The sequence below is a fragment of the Tardiphaga sp. 285_C5_N1_2 genome (assembly GCF_052076065.1).
Classification (GTDB): Bacteria; Pseudomonadota; Alphaproteobacteria; order Rhizobiales; family Xanthobacteraceae; genus Tardiphaga; species Tardiphaga robiniae.
The window spans coordinates 5,800,184-5,825,731 of record NZ_CP197241.1; the positions used below are offsets into that span (position 1 = coordinate 5,800,184).

The window sequence follows — 25,548 nt, forward strand, 5'->3', positions numbered from 1 at the left end:
GAGGCCAATTGTGGCTTATTCTGCAGCCTGTTTGGCCCCATGAACGCCCTGGGCGAGGGCTGCAGCCAGATCAGCGACCGCGCTGACAGTCCTGGCCGTGGCCTTGCCATCGGCGTCCAGCGAGCCCTTCAGCGCATCGATCAGCGCCGTTCCGACCACCGCGCCGTTGGCATGCCGGGCGATGTCATGCGCGGCTTCCGGCGTCCGGATGCCAAAACCGACGCAGACCGGCAGTTTCGTATGACGCTTGATCCGCGCCACGGCCGTGCTCACGACGGATGAATCCGCGCTAGCTGATCCCGTGATGCCGGTGACCGAGACGTAATAGACGAAGCCCGACGTGTTCGCGAGCACCGCCGGGAGGCGCTTGTCATCGGTGGTCGGCGTGGCCAGACGGATGAAGTTCAATCCGGCTTTGATTGCCGGCAGGCAGAGCTCTGCGTCTTCTTCCGGCGGTAGGTCGACGATGATCAGACCATCCACGCCGGCCGCCTTGGCATCGGGCAGGAACTTGTCGACGCCGTAAATATAGATCGGATTGTAGTAGCCCATCAGTACGATGGGCGTCTTGTCGTCAGCGGCGCGGAAATCGCGCACGAGCTGCAGCGTCTTGCGCAGCGTCATGCCGGCCTGCAGTGCGCGGAGGCCCGCGGCCTGGATCGACGGGCCGTCGGCCATCGGATCGGTGAAGGGCATGCCGATCTCGATGATGTCGGCACCGGCCTTGGGCAGCGCCTTGACGATTTCGAGCGCGGTGGCGGGATCGGGATCGCCGGCCATCACGAAAGTAACGAAAGCCGCGCGGCCTTCGGCCTTGAGTTCGGCGAAACGGGTATCGATGCGGGTGGTCACGACTGCCTGCCCTTCAGGATATCGCCGACCTGCGGGACGTCCTTGTCGCCGCGGCCGGAGAGGTTGACGACCATCAGGTGATCCTTCGGCAGCGTTGGCGCGAGTTCGCTCACCTTGGCGAGGGCATGGGCCGGCTCCAGCGCCGGGATGATGCCTTCGAGTTTCGACAGCAGCTGGAATGCGGCCAGCGCTTCCTCGTCGGTCGCCGACAGATATTTCACGCGGCCGATCGTATGCAGCCACGAATGTTCGGGGCCGATACCAGGATAATCGAGGCCGGCAGAGATCGAATGGCCTTCCTGGATCTGGCCATCTTCATCCATCAAGAGATAGGTGCGGTTGCCATGCAGCACGCCGGGACGGCCACCAGCGATCGATGCGGCGTGCAGGTTGGTGAGCCCGTGGCCCGCCGCCTCGACGCCGTAGATATCGACCGAAGGATCGTCGAGGAACGGATGGAAGAGCCCCATCGCATTGGAGCCGCCGCCGATGCAGGCGATCAGCGAATCCGGCAAACGACCTTCGATCTCCTGCATCTGCACACGAGTTTCCTCGCCGATGATTGACTGGAAGTCGCGCACCATCATCGGATACGGATGCGGGCCGGCGACGGTGCCGATGCAATAGAACGTGTTATGCACATTGGTGACCCAGTCGCGCAGCGCCTCGTTCATCGCATCCTTCAGCGTGCGCGCACCAACCTGCACCGGCACCACCTTGGCGCCGAGCATTTCCATGCGGATCACATTGGGCTGCTGACGCGCGACGTCCACTGCGCCCATATAGACGATGCATTCGAGGCCGAAGCGCGCACAGAGCGTCGCCGTCGCCACGCCATGCTGGCCGGCGCCGGTCTCGGCGATGATGCGCTTCTTGCCCATGCGGCGCGCAACCATGATCTGGCCGAGCACATTGTTCACCTTGTGCGAGCCGGTGTGGTTCAGCTCCTCGCGCTTCAGATAGATTTTTGCGCCGCCGAGATGCTCGGTGAGACGTTCCGCGAAATAGAGCGGCGACGGGCGGCCGACATAGGCCTTGAGATAACCATCCATCTCCTTGCGGAAGGCGGGATCGGCCTTGGCGTCCTCATAGGCCTTCTGCAGGTCGAGGATCAGCGGCATCAGCGTCTCGGCGACAAAGCGGCCGCCGAAAATGCCGAAGTGACCGGTGTCGTCGGGACCGGACCGATAGGAATTGGGAATGGCTTGAGTCATCAGGTCGTCAACTCTTCCGTTGCGCGCGCGGCGCGGATGAAAGCGCGGATCATGTCGGGATCCTTGATGCCCGGCGCGCTTTCCACGCCGGACGAAATATCGACACCGCCGGCCCGCGTGATGCGCAGGGCCTCGGCGACGTTGGCGGCATTGAGGCCGCCCGATACCATGAAGGGCAGCTTCAGATCGAGGTCTTCGAGCAGATGCCAGTCGAAGACCTCACCGAGACCACCGGGACGCGTTGCATCCTTCGGCGGTTTGGCATCGAACAGGATGCGATCGCAGACCGCGGCATAGCCGGGCAATGCGGCGAGATCGGCCCTGGTCTCGACGGCGAGCGCCTTCATCACCGGAAGGCCGAACCTCTGTTTGATATCACGCACCCGCGCCACGCTTTCGTTGCCGTGGAGCTGCAGGATATCGGGCCTCAAGGCATCGATACTGTTTTCGAGATCCGCGTCGTCGGCATCCACCGACAGCGCGACCTTCACGGCGCGCCCCTTCGACTGCTTGCCCAAAGCCCGCGCAACATCGAGCGTGACGTGACGCGGCGACGGCGGGAAGAACACGAAGCCGACCATATCCGCGCCGCCGACCAGAGCCGCGTCGAGCGTCTCCGGAGTGGATAGGCCGCAGATTTTGACGATCAGAGACATGCTTCAAATGGCCGCTGGCAATACCGGGAATGGCGGGAAAAGCCTATGCGCGGGGTTCTACAACGTCGCGCCGGACTTGTCTCGCTCACCGGCCATATAGGAGGAACCCGGCGCCGGAAGCCGCTGCACACCGTTCCGTGACGTGGTCGCGGTATGGGCGCGCAGATCGGCCAGTTCTGCACGGGCCCGCCTGATATCGGCCTCATGCTGACGTGCTGCGCGGCGCCAGTGCCCTTGCCTGAACCAGGTCGCCATGCCCCCTGCAATGACACCCAGGATGGCCGACAGGATGATCACAACAAATAGCGGCATCGTGGCACCGACTGCGGGATCGCTGCTGTTGAACGGATCGAAGGAGACCGTGACCATATGACGGTTGGCGACTGCGAACACGACGAAGACGATCGCGAGGGGGATGATGACCAGGGCTGAGAAGAATTTGCGCATCAACGTCTCTCGCGAAGGCGATGCGGGCGCGCATTCCGCTAATTGGCTCAGACCTGTCGGCCCGAATGCGCGCTACCTCAAAGTTCTTTATGACGCCGCGCTGGCTTCCGGCGCGCCATTCTCACGGTTGAGCCGCTCGCGCATTTCCTTGCCGGTCTTGAAGAACGGAACGCTCTTCTGGTCTACCGGAACATGCTCGCCAGTCCGCGGATTGCGGCCTGCGCGGGCGGGGCGATGCTTCACCGAGAATGCACCGAAGCCGCGAAGTTCGACACGGTCACCGCGTGCCAGCGCAGCCACGATCTCATCGAGAATCGCATTCACGATGTTCTCAACATCCCGCTGGTAGAGGTGCGGGTTATGCTCAGCGATGCGTTGAACGAGTTCGGATTTGATCATCGAGACGTTGGACTCTGAACGGGAGAATGCATTTCCGTGAAAATGCCTTGAACTGTCAAGACGCTAAATGAATTCGGGCACCTTCGAAAATGCGTGACAAATGCCCGAAACCGTTGTTGCAGCCTTCCTTGCAGTGCGGAAAGAACAGGACGAGCAGTTCCCTAGTTGGTGGTGGCCGGCCGCCACAGCGCCAGCATGCCATCGAGACCGAAGCCGTCCATGGCCTGCGCGAGGCCCGCCTGCTCGACCTGCCGCGCGATCGCGTTGAGACCCACTGCATCGAGTGTGATCGTCGCAGCAGCGCGCAGGAAGGTGAAATCGCTGAATTTAGGCGTCAGCTTGAAGTCGCGAACCGGCAGATCGCTCTTGATCTTCTTCTCGGCTACCAGCCACGCCACGGCGGCTTTCTCGTCGCCAAGCTGATCAATCAGCTTGAGGTCCACGGCCTGGCGCCCCGTAAAAACACGGCCATCGGCGACTTTCTGTAGTTGCGCGTCATCCATGGCGCGGCGGCTCTGCACAAGCCCACGGAACCAACCATAGGAGTCCTTCACGAGCGATTCCAGCGCTGCCCGCGCCTCCGGGCTGGTCGGCTCGAAACCATTGGGCGCCGCCTTCAGGGGCGAGGATTTGACCTGCTCGACCTCGACACCGACGGTCTTCATCAACCCCGTGAAATTGGGAAACTGGAACAGAACACCGATGGAGCCGACCAGCGAGCTCTGCTGCGCAACGATATGGTCGGATGCTAGTGCCGCGATGTAGCCGCCCGATGCGGCCAGGCCCTCGACGACAACGACCATCGGTTTCTTGGCCTTGAGGCGCATCAGCGCGTCATAGAGCTGCTCGGAGCCAGCCGTGGTGCCGCCCGGCGAATTGATATGTACCACCACCGCCGCCGCGGATGACTTCTCCAGCCGCTCCAGCGCCTCGACGCGATCATTGTTGCTCTGGATCAGGCCTTCGATCTTGATGCGCGCAATCGCCCCCGACGACGACAGCGCCTCGGAGCCCGACCGTGTCACGACGACGCCGACGACGACCACAGCAGCGACCGCGGCCAGCACCGCTGCCACGCGCCAGAACGTCAGCTTGCGACGTATCCTGCGGCGATCGACGATCACATCGGAATCAAGCGACATCGGAAATCTCCTAAGCCCTCGGCGAGAGCTGCGTCTGGCGGATGCTGCATCTGTCGTCCGGGCAGCGTTTACTTGAGGTATCTCAAATACATCAATTGCGAGGCAATATGAAGAAAACATGGTCGAAACAACAAAAAGGGCCCCGGTGAAACCGGGGCCCCAATTGGTAGCAACAAGTGAGTCGAAACTTACTTGCGCGCTTACTTGTCGGTGCTCTGCTTGAGCGCCTTGCCGAGAATGTCGCCAAGGGTCGCGCCCGAATCCGACGATCCGTACTGCGCGATGGCTTCCTTCTCTTCCGCCACTTCGAGAGCCTTGATCGACACCTGGACCTTGCGGGCCTTCTTGTCGAACTGGATCACGCGGGCATCGACCTTCTCGCCGACGGCGAAACGCTCAGCGCGCTGATCCGAGCGCTCACGCGCCAGTTCCGAACGCTTGATGAAGGTCGTGAAGTCGGTGCCGGCGATCTGAACGTCGATGCCGGATTCCTTCACTTCGATCACTTCGCAAGTCACGACAGCGCCCTTCTTGACGTCGCCCGGCTCTGCGAAGGGGTCGCCTTCGAGCTGCTTGACGCCGAGCGAGATGCGCTCCTTCTCGACATCCACGTCGAGGACGATGGCCTTGACCATGTCGCCCTTCTTGAAGTTGTCGATGACCTGCTCGCCCGGCTGCTTCCAGTCGAGGTCGGAGAGATGGACCATGCCGTCCACGTCGCCTTCGAGACCCAGGAACAGACCGAACTCGGTCTTGTTCTTGACTTCGCCTTCGACGGTCGAGCCGACCGGGAACTTCTCGACGAACACTTCCCACGGATTGCGCATGGTCTGCTTGAGACCGAGCGAAATGCGGCGCTTGACGCTGTCGACTTCGAGAACCTGCACTTCGACTTCCTGCGAGGTCGAAACGATCTTGCCGGGGTGCATGTTCTTCTTGGTCCACGACATCTCCGACACGTGGATCAGGCCTTCGATGCCCGGCTCCAGTTCGACGAATGCGCCGTAGTCGGTGATGTTGGTGACGCGACCCGAGAAGCGTGCGTTCAGCGGGTACTTCGCCTCGATGCCCTGCCACGGATCGTCGAGCAGCTGCTTCATGCCGAGCGAGATACGGTGGGTCTCGTGGTTGATCTTGATGATCTTGACCTTGACCGTCTGACCGATGGTGAGCACTTCGGTAGGATGGTTGACGCGGCGCCACGCGATATCGGTGACGTGCAGCAGGCCGTCGATACCGCCGAGGTCAACGAACGCACCGTAATCGGTGATGTTCTTGACGACGCCATCGATGACCTGACCCTCTTCGAGGTTCTGGACCAGTTCCTGACGCTGTTCGGCGCGGGTCTCTTCGAGAACCGTACGACGCGACACGACGATGTTGCCGCGGCGGCGATCCATCTTGAGGATCTGGAACGGCTGCGAGTTGTTCATCAGCGGAGCGACGTCGCGGATCGGACGAATGTCCACCTGTGAACGCGGCAGGAAGGCCACTGCGCCGTCGAGATCGACGGTGAAGCCACCCTTGACCTGGTTGAAGATGACGCCGTGAACCTTCTCGTTGTTGTTGAAGGCCTTCTCGAGCTTGCCCCAGCTCTCTTCGCGGCGGGCCTTGTCGCGCGACAGAACGGCTTCGCCCAGTGCGTTTTCGATCCGGTCGAGGAACACTTCGACTTCGTCGCCGACCTTGAGTTCGCTGTCACGGCCGGGACCGGCGAATTCGCGCAGTGCCACACGGCCTTCAGTCTTCAGGCCGACGTCGATGACGGCCATGTCCTTTTCAATCGCAACCACGATGCCCTTGATAACAGAGCTTTCCTGAAGGTTGCCGCCCGCGAAGGACTCGTCGAGCATTGCCGCGAAATCATCGCGGGAAGGATTATACGAAGAAGCAGTCGAAGCCATTTGTTCTCCAGATGCGGGTATCGCCGGCCGTTCGGGTTAATGGGCGTCTCAAATGTGAAGTGTCAGGGGTCCGCAACCTCTAACGACCGCCTTGCAGAAGGATGCAAGAACGGGCCGGCAGCATGCCTTCACGATCGAAACGTGGGTAGGGTCTTGATGGTGTCCGGAGCCTGAAGCGCGTATCGCAGCTCGAGATCGGGAGCGGGCTTTCCTCCAATGACGGCAACGGTTTTGTCTGAGGTCTTTCGGAAAGAAAGAAAAATCAGACCCGTTGCCGGCCCGCTCGGACGGCCTCGACAATGTCGATGGCGGCCCGGACGCCGCCTTCTATATCCAAATTGGAGTTATCCAGCAAGTATGCATCCGTGGCCGGCTTCAGAGGCGCAATCGGGCGGTTCTGGTCGCGTTCGTCGCGCCTGATGATATCCGCCAGCACGGCGGCCTCATCGGCCACCTCGCCCCGTCCAAGAGCCTCCAGGGTGCGGCGGCGGGCGCGGACCCTGGCATCGGCCACCACGAAGATCTTCACGTCCGCATGGGGGCAGATCACGGTTCCAATGTCGCGGCCGTCGAGCACCGCACCCGGCGGATCCTCGGCAAAACGACGCTGGAAGTTCAAAAGGACCTCCCGCACCCGGGGGATGGCCGAGACCACAGAGGCCGCATCACCGACTTCCTGGGTCTTTAGCGCCGGATTGCCGAATTTCTCGGGATCGAGCTCACTGGCGACAGCCACGGCCTGCGCCTCATCGGTCAGGTCCGCGCCAAGATCGAGCATCGCCTTGGCGACCGCGCGATAGATCACTCCGGTATCGAGGTGCCGGTAACCGTAATGGTGCGCAAGCCGTTTGCCCAGCGTGCCTTTTCCGGATGCGGCGGGACCGTCGATAGCAATAATCATGCGTTGCGCGTGCTCGTCTTGTCACGATGAATGGCGGTGGATCGGGAGTCAGGCTCGCGCGACCTGCGCGGGCTTAGCACCCGTCTCCTGAAATATCCACGCCAGCCCGGCTCACGAAAAATCAGCACCCAGCCGACGCATCATCGGGATGAAGTCGGGGAAGCTGGTGGCGATGAATGTCGTGTCGTCGATGGTCACCGGTCTGTCGGAAGCGAGGCCCATGGCCAGCGCCGACATGGCGATGCGGTGATCCATATGGGTGGCGACGAGGCCACCGCCAGCAACATGGCCGTTGCCGTGCACGATGAGGTCATCGCCGACGATTTCGACATTGACGCCGTTGACCCGCAGCATCGCCGCAGTGGCTTCCAGACGGTCGGATTCCTTCACGCGCAGCTCCTGCAGCCCGCGCATGATGGTCGTGCCCTCGGCAAAAGCCGCAGCCACCGCCAGCACCAGATATTCATCAATCATCGACGGCGCGCGCGCCGGCGGCACTTCGACGCCGTGCAGCTTCGACGCAGTGATCCGGAACTGTGCCATCGGTTCGCCGGCATCGCCGCGGATATCGCTTTCCTCGATGGATGCGCCCATCTCGCGCAACGTCGTGAACAGCCCGGTGCGCAGCGGATTGGTCATCACATCGGTGAGCACGATCTCGGAGCCCGGCACGATCAATGCCGCGACCATGGGGAATGCTGCGGAGGACGGATCTGCCGGCACCACAACATTGGCGCCCTTCAGTTCGGGCTGGCCCGTCAGCGTGATCTTGCGACCGTGTGCGCCTTCTTTCTCGGAGACGATCTCGGCGCCGAAATGCTTGAGCATCAGCTCGGTGTGGTCCCGGCTGGCCTCGGTCTCGATGAGCGTGGTGGTGCCAGGGGCCGACAGGCCGGCCAGCAGCACGGCCGACTTGATCTGGGCGGAGGCTACCGGGGTACGATAGACGATCGGCAGCGGATCACGCGCGCCTTTGAGCGTCAGCGGCAGACGCCCGCCGTCCTGGCTCGCGGTGACTTTAGCGCCCATCAATTCCAGCGGATCAACGATCCGGCGCATCGGCCGGCTGCGCAGCGACGCATCGCCATCGAATGTCGCCTCGATCGGGCAGCCTGCGACAGCCCCCATCACCAGCCGGCACCCGGTACCCGAATTGCCAAAATCCAGTGGCGCCTTGGGCGCGGCGAAGCCGGCAACGCCGACGCCGTTGACCTTCCACGCAAAATCGCCGGTTCGTTCGACGCTGGCGCCCAGCGCCTGCATCGATTTGGCGGTATTCAGGACGTCCTCACCCTCCAGCAGCCCCGTGATCCGGGTCTCGCCGACCGCCAGGGCACCCAGAATGAGGGCCCGGTGCGAGATCGACTTGTCACCGGGCACGCGGGCGCTACCGCGCAGGGCGCCGGATTTTCGCGCTGTCAGCGGGGTCGGCTGGGCGGCGGCTGTGTCTGATTGGGTCAAGATTGTGTTCCTTCGCGCAGGCGGCTCGTAGCATATGAGCCACGCTGCGTCACGCAGCGGTCATTCTCACGCAAACCGCTATTGACAGGGGCGCGTCAACTAGCCAAGTGAAGCACCGTTTTTCAAAAAATCCCCAGGACCCTTCACGTGGCCAAATCCGATCTCGGAACCAAACGCATTTGCCCCACGACGGGCAAGAAGTTCTACGACCTCAACAAGAGCCCGGTGATTTCGCCTTATACGGGCGAGGTTGTGCCGATTGCGCCGATTGCGCCGCCGCGGACCCGCGCGGATGCAGCCGCACGCGCAGCTGCAGCATCTGCCGCCGCGGAAACTCCGGAAGCCGCCGAGAGCGAAGAATTGGTCTCGCTGGAGGAAGCCGACGCCGAGGAGAATACCGGCAAGAAAGCTGCCGTGCTGGAATCCGAGGACGATATTGAAGTCGATGACACCATCGATGACGATGAAGACGATGATTCGACCTTTATTGCCGACGAAGAAGAAGGCGATGAGGACGTGACCGACATCATCGGCGACGTCTCGGGCGACGAAGAAAGTTAAGCTCAGAAGAGACTTGAGATCACCCCTGATATGTGATCTTGGTTTGCCGCGCGACGCCCCACCCAGTGCGTCGCAGGTATTGGGGCCATAGCTCAGCTGGGAGAGCGCTTGCATGGCATGCAAGAGGTCGGCGGTTCGATCCCGCCTGGCTCCACCATCCTTCGCTCGCTTCGCGAGCTTCGGCTCGGCGAGCCCTACTCCAAACCATCGGACGCGAAGCGAGCGAAGGATGTCCCGCCGTAGCCCGCAGGGCGTAGGCGGACCTCGGCAGCTTTTCTCCAAAAAATTCTCAATGCTTAAACTTCGCAATTAAACTGCCTTCATCTTTCGATGCTCTTCTCGCGCCTGTGGGACACGCCGATGAAGTATGTCTACATCCTCGAAAGCCTCGACTCGGAGCACTTCTACATCGGCATCGCAGACGATTTGCGAGCCCGGCTCACGAAGCATAATGCGGGCGAAGTAACGCACACCTCCAAATACCGGCCCTGGCGAATCAAAACCTACGTCGCCTTCAGTGATGAAAAGCAGGCATTCGCGTTCGAGAAGTACCTCAAGTCCGGATCAGGCCGCGCCTTCGCGAAAAAACGCCTCTAACTCCGCGGGCAGACGCCACACCGCTAATCCCCCAGCGCCGCATTCAGCCTGTCCCGCAGCGCCACGAGTTCGTTCTTCATCGCGGTCATTTCGCCCACCGTGCAGGCTGACGCCGCGAGGATTCCCTGTGGTACGGCCTTGGCTTTTTCACGCAGCGCCTGACCTTGCGCCGTCAATGCGATCAGCATCTGCCGCTCGTCTTCGATGCTGCGGGTGCGTTTGATCAGGCCGGCCGCTTCCAGCCGCTTCAACAGCGGCGTCAGCGTGCCGGAATCCAGAAACAGCCGCTCGCCGATGTCCTTCACAGGCACATTGTCCTGCTCCCACAGCACCAGCATCGCCAGATATTGCGGATAGGTCAGCTTCAATCGGTCCAGCAACGGCTTGTAGACGCGGTTGAACGCGTGGCCGGTCGAATAGACGGCAAAGCAGAGCTGGTTATCGAGCTGCAGCAGCGGAACAGGTGCGGGTTTCTTGGCCATGATGATCTCCGGAGCTTATTTGGCCACAGCTGACGCCAGACCCCAACCCCTTCACGATCAGTTGAGCACAATTCGATTGCGTCGCACATTTTATGCATTGTGCGCAATCTAATTGTGCGCAATTATAATAGGGCAAGACACAAACAACGAGGAGATCCACCATGTCTGTCAACGTGCTCTACAAGACCAGCGCCAAGGCAACCGGCGGCCGCGATGGCCATGCCGCAACCCTCGATGGCGCGCTCGACGTCAAGCTCACCACGCCGAAGGAACTCGGCGGCGCCGGCGGCGCCGGCAACAATCCCGAGCAGCTGTTCGCGACCGGCTATGCTGCCTGTTTCATCGGCGCGATGAAGTTCGTGGGCTCGCAGGGCGGCCCCAAGGTGCCCGCCGATGTGTCGGTCACCTCCACCGTCGGCATCGGCCCGCGCTCGGCTGGCGGTTTCGGCCTCGATGTCGAACTCGCGGTCTCACTCCCGGGCTTGCCGCGCGCAGAAGCTGAAGCGCTGGTCGAGAAAGCGCATCAGGTCTGCCCGTATTCCAACGCCACACGCGGCAATATCGACGTCCGCACCGTGATCGTCTGAGTCACAACGACGCAAACGAACTAACTCTCGATACGAACGGGCTCGGCCATCGGCCGAGCCCGTTCGCGTTCGTCTGGCGGTTGCACCATACCCTCGCTCTGGCCATAGCCGCTGCCCGGACAAGGCCATTGCTGACCGGCTGGAAGCCCGCTAGCTCTGACAGCTCTGACATGCTCTCTGGCATAAAAATATTCCAACGACACTTGAGAGAAGGCTGATTGAATGAGCTTGCCCATAGCTCCCGGCGCGATTGCCGGCCTGCGCGTGATCGATCTGTCGCGCGTTCTTGGCGGACCCTATTGCACCCAGATCCTGGCCGACCACGGCGCTGACGTCGTCAAGGTCGAGCCGCCCGCCGGCGACGAGACGCGCGACTGGGGCCCCCCCTTCCACGACGACGATGCGGCCTATTTCATCGGCACCAACCGCAACAAGCGCTCGATCGGTCTCGACCTCGCCTCCGAGGGCGGTCGTACTGTGCTGATGCGGATGCTCGAAAACGCCGACGTGATGATCGAAAACTTCAAGCCCGGCACGCTCGACAAATGGGGCATCGGCAACGATTTCCTGCGCGCGAAATTCCCGCAGCTGATCCATTGCCGCATCTCCGGCTTCGGCGGCGATGGCCCGCATGGCGGCCACCCCGGCTACGACGCGATCATCCAGTCGATGGTCGGCCTGATGGCATCGACCGGCTCACAGGAAAGCGGCCCGACCCGCATCGGCGTCGCGCTTGTCGACATGGCGACCGGTCTCTATGCCTGCGTCGGCATCCTGATGGCGCTCGCCGAGCGCGCCAAATCAGGTCTCGGTCAATTCGTCGAGGCAACGTTGTACGAAACCGGTCTCGCGATCATGCATCCGCATACCGCGAATTATTTCCACAACGGCGGCAAGCCGCCGGCGCTAACCGGCAACGAGCACCCGAACCTGGTGCCCTATGCCGTGTTCGCTGCCCGCGACGGCAACATCTTCATGGGCGTCGGCAATGACGGCACCTTCCGCAAGCTGTGCCGCGAACTTGGCAAGCCGGAACTCGGCACGGACGTGCGCTTCGCACGCAACCGTGACCGCGTGCAGAATCGCGATGCGCTGCGTGCCGAGTTGGAAGCGATCCTGAAGGATCACGACAGTGCACCGCTGTGCGAGCGCCTGCTCGGCGCTGGCCTACCGGCAGGCCCGGTGCAGTCGATCGACAAGGCGCTCGCCAATGCGCACACGAAGCATCGCGGCGATATCATCGAGAAGGACTGGTACAAGGGCGTCGCCTCGCCGGTCCGCTTCGACCGCACCAAAGCGAGCCTGCGCCACGTGCCGCCGAAGTTCAACGAGCACTTCAACGAGATCCTCACCGAGTTCGGCTACTCCGGTGATGAAATCAAGGAGCTGGTCGCCAAAGGAACCGTAAGCGGCTCCGAGCGCAAGCGATAAAACAACACGGGGCTGCGCGATCCGCAGCCCCGTTCGTCTTCGACTTTTTGCGGCTTCCCAACGCCGCTATTTCCCGCCTAGCATCCGCGCTGTCAAAATGTCGCATGCACGTCATCCGGCGCAGCTTTGTTGCAACGAGACGATGACGGCTAACGGGAGAAACTGGATGATCCGCCCCCAATTCGCACTCGCCACTTTGTTCGCATGCACGCTGGCGCTCGCTTCGCCCGCGCATGCAGTGACCGAGATCCAGTGGTGGCACGCGATGACCGGCGGCAACAACGACATCGTCAACAAGCTCGCGGCTGACTTCAATGCCAGCCAACCGGACTACAAGGTGGTCCCGACCTTCAAGGGCAGCTATCCCGACACCATGAATGCCGGCATCGCAGCATTCCGCGCCGGCACCGCACCGCACATCCTGCAGGTCTTCGAGGTCGGCACCGCGACCATGATGAGCGCCAAGGGCGCCGTCAAACCTGTCTACCAGCTGATGAAGGATGCGGGCGAGCCGTTCGATCCAAACAACTATCTGCCCGCGATCACCGGATACTATTCGACATCGAAGGGCGAAATGCTGTCGTTTCCCTTCAACTCGTCGTCGATGGTGATGTGGGTCAATCTGGATGCGCTGAAGAAGGCCAATATTGCCGAAATTCCCAAGACCTGGCCCGAAGTGTTCGAGGGCGCCAAGAAGCTCAAGGCGGCCGGCTATGCGACCTGCGGCTTCTCCAATGCCTGGGCGACCTGGGCCAATATCGAGCAGTTCTCGGCATGGCATAACGTGCCGATTGGCACGAAAGCGAACGGGCTCGACGGCTTCGACACCGAGCTGAAATTCAATTCGCCACTGCATGTCAAACATCTGCAGACGCTGATCGAATTGCAGAAGGACAAGACCTACGATTATTCCGGTCGCGCCAACGCCAGCGAGAGTCGCTTCGGCTCCGGCGAATGCCCGCTCTTCATGACCTCGTCCGGCTATTACGCGACGGCGAAGGGTACCGCCAAATTCGCCTTTACCTCGGTGCCGATGCCCTACTATCCCGACGTCACCGGCGCGCCACAGAATTCGATCATCGGCGGCGCCTCGCTGTGGGTGATGGGCGGCAAGAAGCCTGAGGAATACAAGGGCATCGCAAAATTCTTCAGCTTCCTGTCCGACACAGATCGGCAGGCCAAGCTGCATCAGGAGTCCGGTTATCTGCCGATCACCAAGGCCGCCTATGAAAAGACCAAGGCCGACGGCTTCTATGACAAGAACCCGATCCTGCAGACCCCGCTGAAGGAGCTGACCAACAAGGAGCCGACCGAAAATTCGCGCGGCCTGCGGTTCGGCAACATGGTGCAGTTGCGAGACATCTGGTCCGAGGAGATCGAGGCTGCGCTGGGTGGCCAGAAGACGGCACAACAGGCACTCGACACCGCCGTGAGCCGCGGCAACGCCATGTTGCGGACCTTCGAAAAGACTGCGAAGTAGTATTCAAGCGGACGCTGTCGTTGCCCGGCCTCGCGCGCAATTGCGCGCTTGGACGGGCGATGACATGAGCAGAATGAGGCTGCTTTCTGGGGCACGACGAACTGCATGGAAAAGTCCGCGGTCTTCAAGGGTAAGCTGCTGCCATATTTGTTGCTCGTGCCGCAGCTGGTCATCACCCTGGTGTTTTTCTACTGGCCGGCCAGCCAGGCTGTCTGGCAATCGTTTTTGCGCGAGGACGCGTTCGGCCTGAACTCGGAATTCATCGGGCTGGAGAACTATCAGGCGCTGCTTGCCCAGCCGGAATACTACAAGGCAATGGCGACGACCGTGGTATTCTCGTCGCTGGTCGCGGCGCTCTCGCTGTCGATCGCATTGTTGTTCGCCACCCAGGCCGACAAGAATCTGAAAGCAGCACCGACCTTCAAGGTCATGATGATCTGGCCCTATGCGGTGGCGCCGGCCGTCGCCGGCGTGCTGTGGCTGTTCATCTTCCATCCCTCCCTCGGCACCATGGCACGGCCGCTGCGCATGATGGGCTTCAACTGGAATCCGATGTTGAACGGCAACCACGCCATGGCGCTCGTCGTCATGGCCGCGGTGTGGAAGCAGATCGCCTATAATTTCCTGTTCTTCCTGGCCGGCCTGCAGGCGATCCCGCGCAGCGTACTAGAGGCCGGGGCGATTGATGGCGCCGGGCCGTATCGGCGATTCTGGACGATCACGTTCCCGTTGCTGTCGCCGACCACGTTCTTCCTGCTGGTCGTCAACGTCGTCTACGTCTTCTTCGACACTTTCGGCATCATCGACGCCGTTACCGGCGGCGGGCCGGCCGGGGCGACGACCACCATGGTCTACAAGGTCTATGCCGACGGCAGGCTCGGCGGCGACCTCGGCGGATCAGCTGCGCAGTCGGTGATCCTGATGGTGATCGTGATCGCGCTCACGGCCATCCAGTTTCGCTACGTCGAGCGCAAGGTGCAGTACTGATGGTCGAGCATCGCCGCTGGAACGACATCCTCGCTTACGCGATCCTGACTTTCGGCGTGTTCATCGTCGTGTTCCCGGTCTATGTCGCGCTGATCGCCTCGACCCATGACGCAGCAACGGTGGTCAACGGCAACATGCCAATGCTGCCGGGCAGCCATACGCTGGAGAACTACTACCGGGCCATCTTCGTCGGCGGATCGCGCGCCAGCCGCGAGCCGGTCGGCCATATGCTGATGAACTCGTTCGTCATGGCAATGGGCATCGCGCTCGGCAAGATCGTGATCTCGATCCTCTCCGCCTATGCGGTGGTGTATTTCCGTTTTCCGTTCCGCCAGACGGCGTTCTGGATCATCTTCGTGACGCTGATGCTGCCGGTCGAGGTCCGTATCTATCCGACCTACAAGGTAATCGCCGATCTGAAGATGCTCGACACCTATGCCGGGCTGATCCTGCCGTTGATCGCATCGGCCACCGGCACGCTGCTGTTTCGCCAGTTCTTCATGACCATCCCCGATGAACTGCTCGAAGCCTCGCGCATCGACGGCGCCGGCCCCTTTCGCTTTTTCAAGGATACGTTGCTGCCGCTGTCGGTCACCACAATGGCAGCGCTGTTCGTGATCCAGTTCATCTATGGCTGGAACCAGTATCTGTGGCCGCTGCTGATCACGACGCAGGAATCCATGCAGACCATCGTCACCGGCATCAAGAAGATGCTGACGACGACGGATGAACTCGCCGAATGGCAGCTCGCGATGGCGACAGCGATTCTTGCGATGGTGCCTCCTGTCGCCGTGGTGGTGTTCATGCAGCGGCTGTTCGTGCGCGGCCTGGTCGAGACGGAGAAGTAAATTCAGATGGCCAATGTTTCGCTGCGCAACATCCGCAAGACCTATCCAGGCGGCTTCGAGGCCATCAAGGGCATTGATTTCGAAATCGGCGACGGCCAGCTCTGCGTGCTCGTCGGACCAAGCGGCTGCGGCAAGTCGACCTTGCTGCGCATGGTTGCCGGCCTTGAGACCGTCACCTCCGGCGAGGTCGATATTGGCGGCCGTGTCGTCAACGAGATCGAGCCGGCGGATCGTGACATCGCCATGGTGTTCCAGAATTACGCGCTCTATCCGCATATGAGCGTCTACAACAACATGGCTTACGGCCTGCGCAACAGGGGCATGCCGAAGCCGGAGATCGATACGCGCGTGCGCGAAGCCGCGCAGACGCTCGAACTCGCCGGCATGCTCGATCGCAAGCCCAGACAATTATCCGGCGGCCAGCGCCAGCGCGTCGCCATGGGCCGCGCCATCGTCCGGCAGCCGAAAGTGTTCCTGTTCGACGAGCCACTGTCCAATCTCGATGCCAAGCTGCGCGTTGCCATGCGGGTCGAAATCCGCAAGCTGCAACGTCGCCTCAAGACGACGTCGATCTACGTCACCCACGATCAGTTGGAGGCGATGACGCTGGCGGATATTCTGGTGGTGATGAACGGCGGCCAGGTCGAGCAGATCGGCAGTCCGCTCGATATCTACCGCAAGCCGGCGACCACTTTCGTCGCCTCCTTTATCGGCGCGCCGCCGATGAACCTGATCAAGCTGGGCGGCGATGAGATCCGTGCGCAGTTCGCCGGCGACAGCCGCAGCGCCGCCGACGCCGGTATCCTGGGCGTCCGGCCGGAAGACCTTGCGATTTCCGGCGCGGCCGCAACTGACGGCGGCATCACGCTGAACCTGACGGTCGAGGCCATCGAACGGGTCGGCGCGGAAACGTTCGTCTATGGCACCCGTGCGCGGGCCGAGAAGGCCGTCAGCGCCACTCCGGGCGAGCTGCCCGAGGGCGAGGTCATCGTGCGTATCCCCGGCCAGGATGCCCCGGCCATCGGTGCTTCGATCCGCGCCACGGCTTCCCGCGACAAACTGCACCTATTCAGCGCTAACGGCCGCAACCGGATCGATATCTGATCGGTTTCAAGGCCTTAGTAACGGTTTCCCTGCAGTTTAGAGGTGCTTGAACCGGGCTTTGGCATGCCCATATTGTTGATTGACCGGTTGGCAGAGTGCCGATTGGCCAGGGGTGCCGTAAGGGCCCCTCAAAGTCGCTTCGAGAGGGCTTTGTAGGTATGTCTCGTGTTCCTTCGTTATCTAGTCCGTTCCTTTTGGGATTCGACGAGATTGAGCGTGCGCTCGATCGCGTCGTCAAAGGCGCCGACGGTTATCCTCCTTACAACATCGAGCGGTGCGACCGTAACAACGGTCAACCCGAACGCCTGCGGATCACGCTGGCGGTCGCAGGCTTCACCCGCGATCAGCTCGATGTGACCACCGAGGAAAACCAGCTCGTGATCCGGGGCCGCCAGCAGGACGACAAGACCCGGCAATACATCCATCGCGGCATCGCCGCGCGCCACTTCCAGCGCACCTTCGTGCTGGCAGAGGGGATGCTGGTGCTAGGTGCGGATCTGAAGAACGGGCTGTTGTCGATTGATCTGGCCAGGCCTGAGCCTGAAAGGGTCATTAAGACAATCGCTATCAATGAACACGAATAATGCATGACGCGACAAACTGGTTTCCGGTTTTCGATCAGGTCATGCATCCTGAGTATGGAACGAGTAGCGGACTCGACCGCTTGATCTCATAGAAGGAGTCGAGACGATGACTGAAGTTGTTACGATCAATGAAAATGCCGCCGTCACCACCGAAGCATTGGCGCATCTGGGCGAAGGTATGATCGCCTATGTGAAGCCGGTTCGCTCGGAAGATGTGCCGGGACTGTTCCCGCAGGCGCCGGAGATTGCGCCGGGATTGCAGCTGTTCGCGCTGCACGCCGCCGACGGCACGCCGATCATGCTCACCGACAGCCGTGAAGCGGCGATCGCGAATGCATGGAGCCAGGAATTGCAGACCGTCAGCGTTCACTAACGCGAACTGGCCAGCATGCAGACGTCAGGATACGCGGTGACAGCCGCGTATCCCAATGTCGAGTATCCCAGCGTCCAAACGACGATCATCACGCGCAGGCGCTCGGCTTGCATGACGCGGTATCTATTTAACCCGTCGTCAATATCGTGAGCACATCATCGGACGCAATCGATTCGTACGCGACCTCTCATCCGCTGCGCCATCTGAAAAACTGATCCCCCCATCAATAGCAATCTGGATATCCGACGCGATGGCATCATTGCGCCTGATCTTTGCTGCCGTTTCACAGAAGAAAATGGTGACCACGCATTCACCATGACTTGAGAAAATCTGGTCATGTTGAGATTCGAGGTCGCCATGAATGGATCGACACAAGCCCAGATAGTTCAAGTCGAAGACTTGCTACGGAGCTTCGGTGCAACGATCACCGCTCCGAAATCAGAGACAGTTCCCCGGACCGGCTCCTGGGGTTTTGATAGTCGGCCAGTGATCGCAGCCTGTTTCGCGATCCTCGTCTTTGCACCGGGCTGCGCAGCTGCCACCGTATTCTTGATGCGCGCCGACGGCACCGTCCCTCCCATCATCGCACCCGATAGCAACCCGCCTTTCGTGACCAAGTCAGACCGCTTGCCGCTCGGGCAATGGAGTATCGAGGCCGTTCAGAGCCTCGGCACTCTAAATAACGCGCGCCTTGCGGCGGCTGCCGCACTCGCAGATCCCATATTTCTCTCACCGATCCTGATCCGCGGCAGCCTTGAGGACGGCACGCTCACGGCCTTCGCTGAGCCCGCGGCCATGCCTGGGCCGACCATGCTGCTGTCAAAGCTGCGGGTGAAGCGTGACCTCCGGCGCCCCAAGCCACCCAAACTCGTCGCCGAAATCACTCACCCTGAGCCGCCACAACCAACCTTCTTCGAAAAGCTGTTCGGACGACGCTTCAACTAACTCAGTCACTCACAAGCGAGGAACACAATGCAAAACACTGCCGCGATGAACTCGGACGTCAAAGCTCTCCTCACTTTGCTGTTGCTGAAGACCGGCACCAGTTCGCCGGAGATTCACAATGCTCTGCAGCTTGCTGCCGCATCGCGGGTAATGATGGCGGAAGAATATGCCAATCCGATGCGCATGCAGGGCATAGAAGCTTCAGGCAGCAACGTCGCCAAGCTTCGTCCCGCAACCGCCGTCAACGTTCCTGAAACGTCAGCGGCCGTGCGACGCATGAAGCAGAGCGCAGACGCGATGAATTCCGACGTCAAGGCGCTGCTGACGTTGCTGCTGCTCAAGAGCGGCGCAGATTCCAACGAGATCCAGACCGCACTGCGGATGGCAGCATCGTCGCGCGCAGTCGCTGCAGCGGAAGAAGCAGAATCGATCCGTGCCGAAACGCAAGCCGAAGCTGCCTCTACGGCCATGAACGAGCTCGCATCGATCACCGCGCGGCAGGCGGTGCGCAACGAGTCGCTCGCTCCAATCTCGGCCAAGGAATTCGCAGCGTAAGCTGGCGAGGCCAACCAGCCTTCTATCTCCGCGCAAGCAGGGATCTGGTTCGGAATAGGAGAATCGCCCGGCCCAACCGGGCGATTCCAGCGTAAGCTGCAGGGTAAGATAGTTAGGCGGCTGTCGCTGGCGGCAAAGCGAGCACCGAATAGATCGCCTGAGCGTCACGGGAGGCACGCAGCTTTTTGGCGACGTCCTGATCGCGCAGCAGACGTGCGATCCGCGCCAGCGCCTTCAGATGATCGGCGCCCGCACCTTCCGGCGCCAGCAACAGAAACACCAGATCGACCGGCTGGCCGTCCATGGCCTCGAAATCGATCGGACGATCGAGGCGCGCAAACAGGCCGAACAGCTTGTCGAGCTTCGGCAACTTGCCATGCGGGATGGCAACGCCATAGCCCACGGCCGTCGTACCGAGCTTCTCACGCTGCAACAGCACCTCGAAAATGGCGCGGTCGTTCTGACCGGTGAGCGCGGAAGCGCGCGCAGCGAGCTCCTGCAGCGCCTGCTTCTTGCTGTTGACCTTCAACGCCGGGATTATCGCCTCGGGCGCGACCAGATCGGTAATCGTCATTGACCGTTCCGAGGATGTTTGACCGTCAGCGGGTAGTTAGAACCAAAACCGGCAGCGTCAAGAAAGACTGGAAAGGGACATCGTTCCTGTGATGGAAAACGCGCCGGGCGCGAACGCCCGGACGTACTCTAGCACCGGAACCCCCCATGCGAAATCCATTGACCGGTATAACCCTGTCAAAGGCGGCGGACCATAGGGAGGGGCCGTTTGGGCGTCAATGCCGTCAGGACGGTTTAACCACCGGTGGATCGACCCAACCCACGTTACCGTCGCCTCGGCGGTACACGATATTCACCCGACCGGTACTGCCATGCAGGAATAGCACGACGGCCGCGCCGGTGAAATCAAGTTCCATGACAGCTTCGCTCACCGAGAACCGCTTCAGCGACCTGGTCGATTCGGCAATGATGACCGGATCGTAGCCACTGTCGGCATCGCCCTCATGATCGGGCGCCTCAAGAATGTAGCTCGGCGCGTCCAAAGTCGGGGCCGTGAGTTCGGCCATCGCCTGATTTTCAGCATGCGTCTTGCGCGCGGAACGATCCTTCAGTCGGCTCTTGTAGCGACGCAAACGTTTCTCGATTTGAAGCAACGCCTGATCGGCACTGGCATAAGCATCCGCTGCATTGGAGTCCGCTTCGAGCGTAATTCCGGAATCGAGATGCAACGCACAATCGGTGCGGAAGCCGAAGCCGTCTTTGCTGAGCGTGATGTGACCGGAATAGTTGCCATCGAAATATTTGCGAAGGACCTCATCGGTCCGCTCGCTCACGCGGCCTCGCAAAGCGTCTCCGACATTGATGCTTTTTCCCGAGATACGAAGGGTCATGCTGATGCCTCGATTCTTCTGCCTTGAACCGACAGTATCCCGTTTCCACGGGAGTGCAATCAAGCTGGTGCAGTGTCGCGGGATCGGTCGGGTGCCCTGTCGGACGGAGTGGCGGGTGCCGTGAGTGCATTGCCGAGCATACTCTGCTTGTCGCGCCGGCGCTGAACTGAAGACGGGATACGCATGGCTTCACGGTATTTGGCAACGGTACGGCGCGCGATATCAATTCCGGCTTCGCGCAAGCGTTCCACGATCGTGTCGTCCGAAAGAATAAGAGAAAGACTTTCTCCATCAATCAATTGCTTGATGTGATGTCGCACCGCTTCAGCCGAATGCGCTTCGCCACCATCAGCCGACGCGATCGATGCCGTAAAGAAGTATTTCAATTCAAAGCTGCCGCGATTTGTCGCCATGTATTTATTGGCGGTAACGCGCGACACCGTCGATTCATGCATTTGAATGGCATCAGCAACCGCCTTGAGATTCAGCGGCCGAAGATGCGCAACACCCTGCGTAAAGAAGCCATCCTGCTGCCGGACGATCTCGGTCGCAACCTTCAGGATAGTACGCGCGCGCTGATCGAGCGCACGCACCAGCCAGGTCGCATTCTGTAGACAATCTGTGAAGTACGACTTGTCGCCATCCTTACGGATCGTTTTCGACAATTCGGAATAATAAACTTGGTTCACGAGAACGCGCGGCAGTGTGTCGCTGTTCAACTCAACATGCCAGCCGCCATCAGGACCCGGCCGCACATAGACATCAGGCACTACGGTTTGTGTTCGCGCCGAGCCAAACTTCAGACCGGGCTTCGGATCGAGTCTGCGAATCTCCCCGATCATGTCGGTCAGATCTTCGTCGTCGACGCCGCAGATTTTTCTGAGATTGCCGATGTCGCGCTTGGCCAGAAGATCGAGATGCTCGACCAATGCCTGCATCGCGGGGTCGTAACGGTTCTGTTCACGCAACTGGATTGCGAGACATTCGCTGAGACTGCGCGCGCAGACACCAGGCGGATCGAATTTCTGCAACGCACCGAGAACGCTTTGGACATCGTCAACAGAGGCGCCCAGCCGCTCATGCACGTCGCCGAGATCTTGCGGCAGGTAGCCGGCCTCATCGACGAGATCGATCAGATACTGACCGATCATGCGCTGCGCGGGCGACGAGAACGCCACCGAGAGCTGTTCGGCGAGATGGCTGCCGAGCGTCACTTCCGCGGCAACGAAGGCCTCAAGATTGTAACTATCGTCGTTGGAAGCGCCGCCGCCCCATTCGGTATAGGCGGTCGGAGCAGCATCTTGTGCGTTGCGTGCGGCGGCTTCGGCCGGCTCTTCGGAGAAGACGTTGTCCAACCCGGTGTCCAGGGTCTGCTCGATCTCGGCGCGGGTGCCGAGTTCGCGGTTCATCCACTCGTCGGGCGCCGGCGCATCGAAGCTGTCGCCGCCTGAACGATCGGAAAAATCGGAATGGTCGCCGCCATCGTCATGGCCGGAGGCATAGTCCGCCTCGTCCTGACCGGAGAACTCGCTGCGCTCGGGGCTGGCCTCGCCGGCCACCGGCGGCTCAGGACCGTCGCTGGCGCGTTCCAGCAGCGGATTGCGCTCCAGTTCATCTTCGACAAAGGTTGCGAGATCGAGATTCGACAGCTGCAGCAGCTTGATGGCCTGCATCAGCTGCGGCGTCATCACCAGCGACTGGGATTGCCGGAACTCTAGTCTCTGCGTCAGCGCCATGGAGGCAAAAACCGATCCAAAAGTTGGTCCGTTTCTTGCTTATCTCTTTCCCGGCCTGATGTACACGGCTTGACGAATTGTAAATTTGGTCTAGAGGCGGAATTCCTCGCCAAGGTAAAGCCGACGCACGTCCGGGTCAGCCACGATCTCCTCTGGAGATCCCTCCGTCAGGATTTCACCAGCATAGACGATGTAGGCGCGGTCTGTCAGCCCCAGCGTTTCGCGCACGTTATGGTCGGTGATCAGCACGCCGATGCCGCGATTGGTGAGGTGGCGGACCAGGTCTTGAATGTCACCCACCGCGATCGGGTCGATGCCGGCAAAGGGTTCGTCGAGCAGCATGTAATTCGGCCGCGTTGCCAGCGCGCGCGCGATTTCGACACGGCGACGCTCACCGCCGGACAGCGCGATCGACGGCGACTTGCGCAGTCTCTGGATGTTGAACTCTTCGAGCAGCCCGTCGAGCTCGCGCTCGCGCTTCTTGCGACTGGGCTCGACGACTTCCAGCACCGCACGGATGTTCTGCTCGACGGTAAGACCGCGGAAAATCGAGGCTTCCTGCGGTAGATAGCCGATGCCGAGGCGCGCACGCTGATACATCGGCAGCTGGGTGACGTCGTGGCCGTCAAGCTCAATGGCGCCGCTGTCGGGCTTGATTAGGCCGGTGATCATGTAGAACACCGTGGTCTTGCCGGCACCGTTCGGTCCGAGCAGGCCGACGGCCTCACCACGACGAACATAAATGCTGACGCCGCGGGTGACCTGGCGTGAGCCGAAGCTCTTTTTCACATTATGGACGGCCAGATAGCCCGCACGCGGGGCAGCTTTTGGTGCGGCGGCGCCGTTGGTCCGGGGCCGCGGCGGCGCCTTGTCCGGACGGCGGGCCGGTGCAGGCTGTGGGGCACGCGGCGCCTCACCCCGGGCCTGCGGAACCTGGGGCGTATCGGCCGGGGCGGTGCGCGCCAGTGGCGGCGCCTCACGGCTAGGATTGCCCAGCATGTCGCCCATGCTGTCGCCGAGCGCCGTGATGTCGACCGGCGACCGCGCAAAACCCTGCGGACCGCGTTTTGGAGCGCGCCGACGGAACATGCCGAGGAAATCAACCATTCGCGCTTCGATCAGCCTCTAAACGTCATCCGCGCCAGGTCGCGGCATGTTCGATCACTGGGAACAGCATGGCGGACTAGATGTCCCTTGCCCAGCCGAACGCCAAGCCTTCCATGTCGATTAAAACAATGGCGATAACGGGTTAGGCGGTCAGATTCAACCGGATCCGGCTCATTCATATCGGTAAACCCTTCGAATTACTTGGGTTTTCCGCCTCCGGACCCTGGTATGATGGAGGTCGGGCCACCGCCACCCTTCTGCCCGGACGACTCGAACATGCCCTGGACCCTGCCACTGTTGGATTCGACGCGTGAAGTACCCGTGGTCATATCCACGGTCAGACGATCGCCGCGCAGCACATTCTTGCCCTGGGTGAGCACAACATTGCCCTGCATCGTGACGAGATTGGTCCGGGTGTCGAACACCGCCGTCTCGCCGGTGACGACCTGGTCCTTCTGGGTGACGATGACTCCGCCGCGCGCTTCAAGCCGCTTGATCGCCGACGAACCGCCCGGGCCCGGCTGCGCCGCCTTGATCGGCGCCTTGGGCGCAGCCTTGGCCGCCGGCTCGTTGGCGGAGCCGCCGCCGTCATAGAAGACCACGAGAGTCTTCGACTTCATCGTGGTGTCGCCCTGCACGACCTTCACATCGCCTGCGAAGGTCGCTTCCTTTTTCTTGTCGCGCATTTCCAGCGATGCGGCCTCGATCTGGATAGGCTGATCGCGATTCTGCGAGAAGCCCTGCATCGCATTCGGCACACCCTGCATCGCGCTCTGCGCATGTGCATCGGCTGTGAAAGCCAGCACGAGCACGGCGATCGCAGCGCCGGTCACCCCGCGGAATCGGACATTACAGACGGGAAAAATCATCACATTCATTTCGCGTTGGCGCGCTTGCCGTTGGCGGCCCGCGGTTTCACGGGCTCCGGCGCGGCTTCGGGCTCCGCCACGGTCTCAGGCTGAGCCGAAGCGTCCGGCGAAGGCGGGTCCATCTTCAGGTTCATCGACACACCGCCCTCGAACCGAACCAGCTCACCGTGTTCCGTGATGCGCATCCGTTGCCCGAGCAAAGTGCCGTTGAGAAGTTTGACATCGACCGGTTCGTCCGACGTGACCGTGCCATTGGCAATATCAATGTTCGCCTGTGTCAGCTTGGCTTCGTAGCCGGTCGTCGTTTGCAGGAAAATGTCCTGATACAGATAGAGCATCTGCGATTTCGAATTGAACTTCCCGGTGCGGGCATCCATCGTCATCGTCGACTTGTCTTCCATCATCACCTTGGCGCGCAAGGTCGTTAGTTCGACATTGTCGGGATCTGTCAGATCCTGCGTCGCGGCCTTGGCCCATAACTCATAGGGCCGTCCGTCCGGCGAGAAACCGGCCAGATGCGGCGTCTCCATGGTGATCTTGGTCCCCGAAACGACCAGATTGCCCATGTCGAGCGGCAATTTGGCGAGGATCCGGAACGGATTGAAGATCGACACGCCGACAATTGCCGCCATCGACAGGATCACGACGGCAGGGACAGCAATCCGCAGCAGACGCACCAGACGGCTATGGCGTGCCGCGGCCCTGAACCGCGCATCCATGCCCGCCTGATAGCTGGGAATCTGAACTGAACTCACCGTCGCTCCAACGGGCCATGCCAAACAGGGCCACACCGAAAGGCCTGCCAAACCGGTGCCAGTCTACGCTGAAATGCACCGGTTTGCAGCCCCGCCCCACCAGAACGAGGAGTATGACCGAAACGCGGCGGGAGGGACCCTGAACTGTTTCAGAAGTCACTTCGCCGC

General features: G+C 61.2%; 28 protein-coding genes and 1 tRNA gene. 13 read left to right on the plus strand and 16 right to left on the minus strand.

Features of this window, described 5'->3' with window-relative positions; all coding sequences use genetic code 11:
- Nucleotides 1-15 precede the first annotated feature (15 nt).
- From trpA to aroA, 9 genes are all read right to left on the minus strand, one after another.
- On the minus strand, nucleotides 16-852 hold the full coding sequence (gene trpA, locus AB7951_RS27410) for a tryptophan synthase subunit alpha (RefSeq protein ID WP_439062048.1): 837 nt from the start codon (nucleotides 850-852) through the stop codon (nucleotides 16-18).
- Nucleotides 849-2,066, minus strand: coding sequence for a tryptophan synthase subunit beta (gene trpB / locus AB7951_RS27415; RefSeq protein WP_120287734.1), 1,218 nt, complete (start codon nucleotides 2,064-2,066; stop codon nucleotides 849-851). Before trpB ends, trpA begins: the two co-directional genes overlap by 4 nt.
- A complete protein-coding gene (locus tag AB7951_RS27420; RefSeq protein ID WP_120287733.1) occupies nucleotides 2,066-2,722 on the minus strand; it encodes a phosphoribosylanthranilate isomerase in 657 nt (218 codons plus the stop codon). The genes trpB and AB7951_RS27420 overlap by 1 nt, the downstream gene beginning before the upstream one ends.
- 57 nt (nucleotides 2,723-2,779) lie before the next feature.
- Nucleotides 2,780-3,169, minus strand: coding sequence for a LapA family protein (locus AB7951_RS27425; protein WP_199711988.1), 390 nt, complete (start codon nucleotides 3,167-3,169; stop codon nucleotides 2,780-2,782).
- A gap of 87 nt (nucleotides 3,170-3,256) precedes the next feature.
- Complete coding sequence (locus AB7951_RS27430) at nucleotides 3,257-3,568, minus strand: integration host factor subunit beta (RefSeq protein ID WP_089266402.1); 312 nt, start codon at nucleotides 3,566-3,568, stop codon at nucleotides 3,257-3,259.
- Between the two features lie 161 nt (nucleotides 3,569-3,729).
- Nucleotides 3,730-4,710, minus strand: coding sequence for a signal peptide peptidase SppA (gene sppA / locus AB7951_RS27435; protein ID WP_120287731.1), 981 nt, complete (start codon nucleotides 4,708-4,710; stop codon nucleotides 3,730-3,732).
- 200 nt (nucleotides 4,711-4,910) lie between these two features.
- The gene (rpsA, locus tag AB7951_RS27440; protein ID WP_068730324.1) at nucleotides 4,911-6,614 is read right to left on the minus strand and encodes a 30S ribosomal protein S1; all 1,704 of its coding nucleotides are present in this window, start codon (nucleotides 6,612-6,614) and stop codon (nucleotides 4,911-4,913) included.
- Between the two features lie 262 nt (nucleotides 6,615-6,876).
- Nucleotides 6,877-7,515 (minus strand): (d)CMP kinase, encoded by a 639-nt coding sequence (gene cmk / locus AB7951_RS27445; RefSeq protein ID WP_093757876.1) that lies wholly within the window; start codon nucleotides 7,513-7,515, stop codon nucleotides 6,877-6,879.
- 111 nt (nucleotides 7,516-7,626) lie between these two features.
- Nucleotides 7,627-8,976, minus strand: a complete 1,350-nt coding sequence (aroA, locus tag AB7951_RS27450; RefSeq protein WP_199711987.1) for a 3-phosphoshikimate 1-carboxyvinyltransferase — start codon at nucleotides 8,974-8,976, stop codon at nucleotides 7,627-7,629.
- Nucleotides 8,977-9,123: 147 nt separating this feature from the next.
- Here aroA and AB7951_RS27455 point away from each other — a divergent pair, with 147 nt between their 5' ends.
- The 3 genes from AB7951_RS27455 (at nucleotide 9,124) to AB7951_RS27465 (ending at nucleotide 10,134) form a co-directional block, all read left to right on the plus strand.
- Nucleotides 9,124-9,537: a TIGR02300 family protein gene (locus AB7951_RS27455; RefSeq protein WP_068730321.1), complete on the plus strand. Its 414-nt coding sequence runs from the start codon at nucleotides 9,124-9,126 to the stop codon at nucleotides 9,535-9,537.
- 81 nt (nucleotides 9,538-9,618) lie between these two features.
- Nucleotides 9,619-9,694 (plus strand) — tRNA-Ala (locus AB7951_RS27460).
- Between the two features lie 203 nt (nucleotides 9,695-9,897).
- The gene (locus tag AB7951_RS27465) at nucleotides 9,898-10,134 is read left to right on the plus strand and encodes a GIY-YIG nuclease family protein (RefSeq protein WP_089266885.1); all 237 of its coding nucleotides are present in this window, start codon (nucleotides 9,898-9,900) and stop codon (nucleotides 10,132-10,134) included.
- A gap of 23 nt (nucleotides 10,135-10,157) precedes the next feature.
- On the opposite strand, the gene AB7951_RS27470 is transcribed toward AB7951_RS27465, so the two are convergent.
- Nucleotides 10,158-10,616, minus strand: coding sequence for a MarR family transcriptional regulator (locus AB7951_RS27470; protein ID WP_120287729.1), 459 nt, complete (start codon nucleotides 10,614-10,616; stop codon nucleotides 10,158-10,160).
- Nucleotides 10,617-10,777: 161 nt separating this feature from the next.
- Here AB7951_RS27470 and AB7951_RS27475 point away from each other — a divergent pair, with 161 nt between their 5' ends.
- From AB7951_RS27475 to AB7951_RS27520, 10 genes are all read left to right on the plus strand, one after another.
- Entirely contained in the window at nucleotides 10,778-11,203 is a 426-nt protein-coding gene (locus AB7951_RS27475) for an organic hydroperoxide resistance protein (RefSeq protein ID WP_120287728.1), read from the plus strand.
- Nucleotides 11,204-11,425: 222 nt separating this feature from the next.
- On the plus strand, nucleotides 11,426-12,634 hold the full coding sequence (locus AB7951_RS27480; protein WP_120287727.1) for a CaiB/BaiF CoA transferase family protein: 1,209 nt from the start codon (nucleotides 11,426-11,428) through the stop codon (nucleotides 12,632-12,634).
- 166 nt (nucleotides 12,635-12,800) lie between these two features.
- Nucleotides 12,801-14,114, plus strand: a complete 1,314-nt coding sequence (gene ugpB / locus AB7951_RS27485; protein WP_120287726.1) for a sn-glycerol-3-phosphate ABC transporter substrate-binding protein UgpB — start codon at nucleotides 12,801-12,803, stop codon at nucleotides 14,112-14,114.
- 105 nt (nucleotides 14,115-14,219) lie between these two features.
- Nucleotides 14,220-15,101 carry a sn-glycerol-3-phosphate ABC transporter permease UgpA gene (ugpA, locus tag AB7951_RS27490; protein WP_089266387.1) on the plus strand — a complete coding sequence of 294 codons (882 nt, stop codon included), beginning with the start codon at nucleotides 14,220-14,222 and terminating at the stop codon, nucleotides 15,099-15,101.
- Nucleotides 15,101-15,949 carry a sn-glycerol-3-phosphate ABC transporter permease UgpE gene (ugpE, locus tag AB7951_RS27495; RefSeq protein WP_089266386.1) on the plus strand — a complete coding sequence of 283 codons (849 nt, stop codon included), beginning with the start codon at nucleotides 15,101-15,103 and terminating at the stop codon, nucleotides 15,947-15,949. The genes ugpA and ugpE overlap by 1 nt, the downstream gene beginning before the upstream one ends.
- 6 nt (nucleotides 15,950-15,955) lie before the next feature.
- A complete protein-coding gene (locus AB7951_RS27500) occupies nucleotides 15,956-17,053 on the plus strand; it encodes a sn-glycerol-3-phosphate import ATP-binding protein UgpC (protein WP_120287725.1) in 1,098 nt (365 codons plus the stop codon).
- Nucleotides 17,054-17,211: 158 nt separating this feature from the next.
- Nucleotides 17,212-17,637 carry an Hsp20 family protein gene (locus AB7951_RS27505; protein WP_068730313.1) on the plus strand — a complete coding sequence of 142 codons (426 nt, stop codon included), beginning with the start codon at nucleotides 17,212-17,214 and terminating at the stop codon, nucleotides 17,635-17,637.
- A 106-nt stretch (nucleotides 17,638-17,743) separates the two neighbouring features.
- Nucleotides 17,744-18,010 carry a DUF1150 family protein gene (locus AB7951_RS27510; RefSeq protein ID WP_089266380.1) on the plus strand — a complete coding sequence of 89 codons (267 nt, stop codon included), beginning with the start codon at nucleotides 17,744-17,746 and terminating at the stop codon, nucleotides 18,008-18,010.
- 357 nt (nucleotides 18,011-18,367) lie between these two features.
- Nucleotides 18,368-18,955, plus strand: coding sequence for a hypothetical protein (locus AB7951_RS27515; RefSeq protein WP_439062046.1), 588 nt, complete (start codon nucleotides 18,368-18,370; stop codon nucleotides 18,953-18,955).
- 27 nt (nucleotides 18,956-18,982) lie between these two features.
- Nucleotides 18,983-19,510 (plus strand): hypothetical protein, encoded by a 528-nt coding sequence (locus AB7951_RS27520; protein ID WP_120287723.1) that lies wholly within the window; start codon nucleotides 18,983-18,985, stop codon nucleotides 19,508-19,510.
- Between the two features lie 112 nt (nucleotides 19,511-19,622).
- Here AB7951_RS27520 and ptsN read toward each other — a convergent pair whose 3' ends face one another.
- From ptsN to lptC, 6 genes are all read right to left on the minus strand, one after another.
- Nucleotides 19,623-20,084, minus strand: a complete 462-nt coding sequence (gene ptsN / locus AB7951_RS27525) for a PTS IIA-like nitrogen regulatory protein PtsN (protein ID WP_089266376.1) — start codon at nucleotides 20,082-20,084, stop codon at nucleotides 19,623-19,625.
- A gap of 223 nt (nucleotides 20,085-20,307) precedes the next feature.
- Nucleotides 20,308-20,913: a ribosome hibernation-promoting factor, HPF/YfiA family gene (hpf, locus tag AB7951_RS27530; protein ID WP_089266375.1), complete on the minus strand. Its 606-nt coding sequence runs from the start codon at nucleotides 20,911-20,913 to the stop codon at nucleotides 20,308-20,310.
- A gap of 59 nt (nucleotides 20,914-20,972) precedes the next feature.
- A complete protein-coding gene (gene rpoN, locus AB7951_RS27535; RefSeq protein WP_441256097.1) occupies nucleotides 20,973-22,649 on the minus strand; it encodes an RNA polymerase factor sigma-54 in 1,677 nt (558 codons plus the stop codon).
- Between the two features lie 90 nt (nucleotides 22,650-22,739).
- Entirely contained in the window at nucleotides 22,740-23,756 is a 1,017-nt protein-coding gene (gene lptB, locus AB7951_RS27540; RefSeq protein ID WP_120287721.1) for an LPS export ABC transporter ATP-binding protein, read from the minus strand.
- A gap of 197 nt (nucleotides 23,757-23,953) precedes the next feature.
- Entirely contained in the window at nucleotides 23,954-24,634 is a 681-nt protein-coding gene (locus AB7951_RS27545) for an LptA/OstA family protein (protein WP_120287720.1), read from the minus strand.
- Nucleotides 24,631-25,380, minus strand: coding sequence for an LPS export ABC transporter periplasmic protein LptC (gene lptC / locus AB7951_RS27550; RefSeq protein ID WP_089266371.1), 750 nt, complete (start codon nucleotides 25,378-25,380; stop codon nucleotides 24,631-24,633). Before lptC ends, AB7951_RS27545 begins: the two co-directional genes overlap by 4 nt.
- Nucleotides 25,381-25,548: the final 168 nt, after the last annotated feature.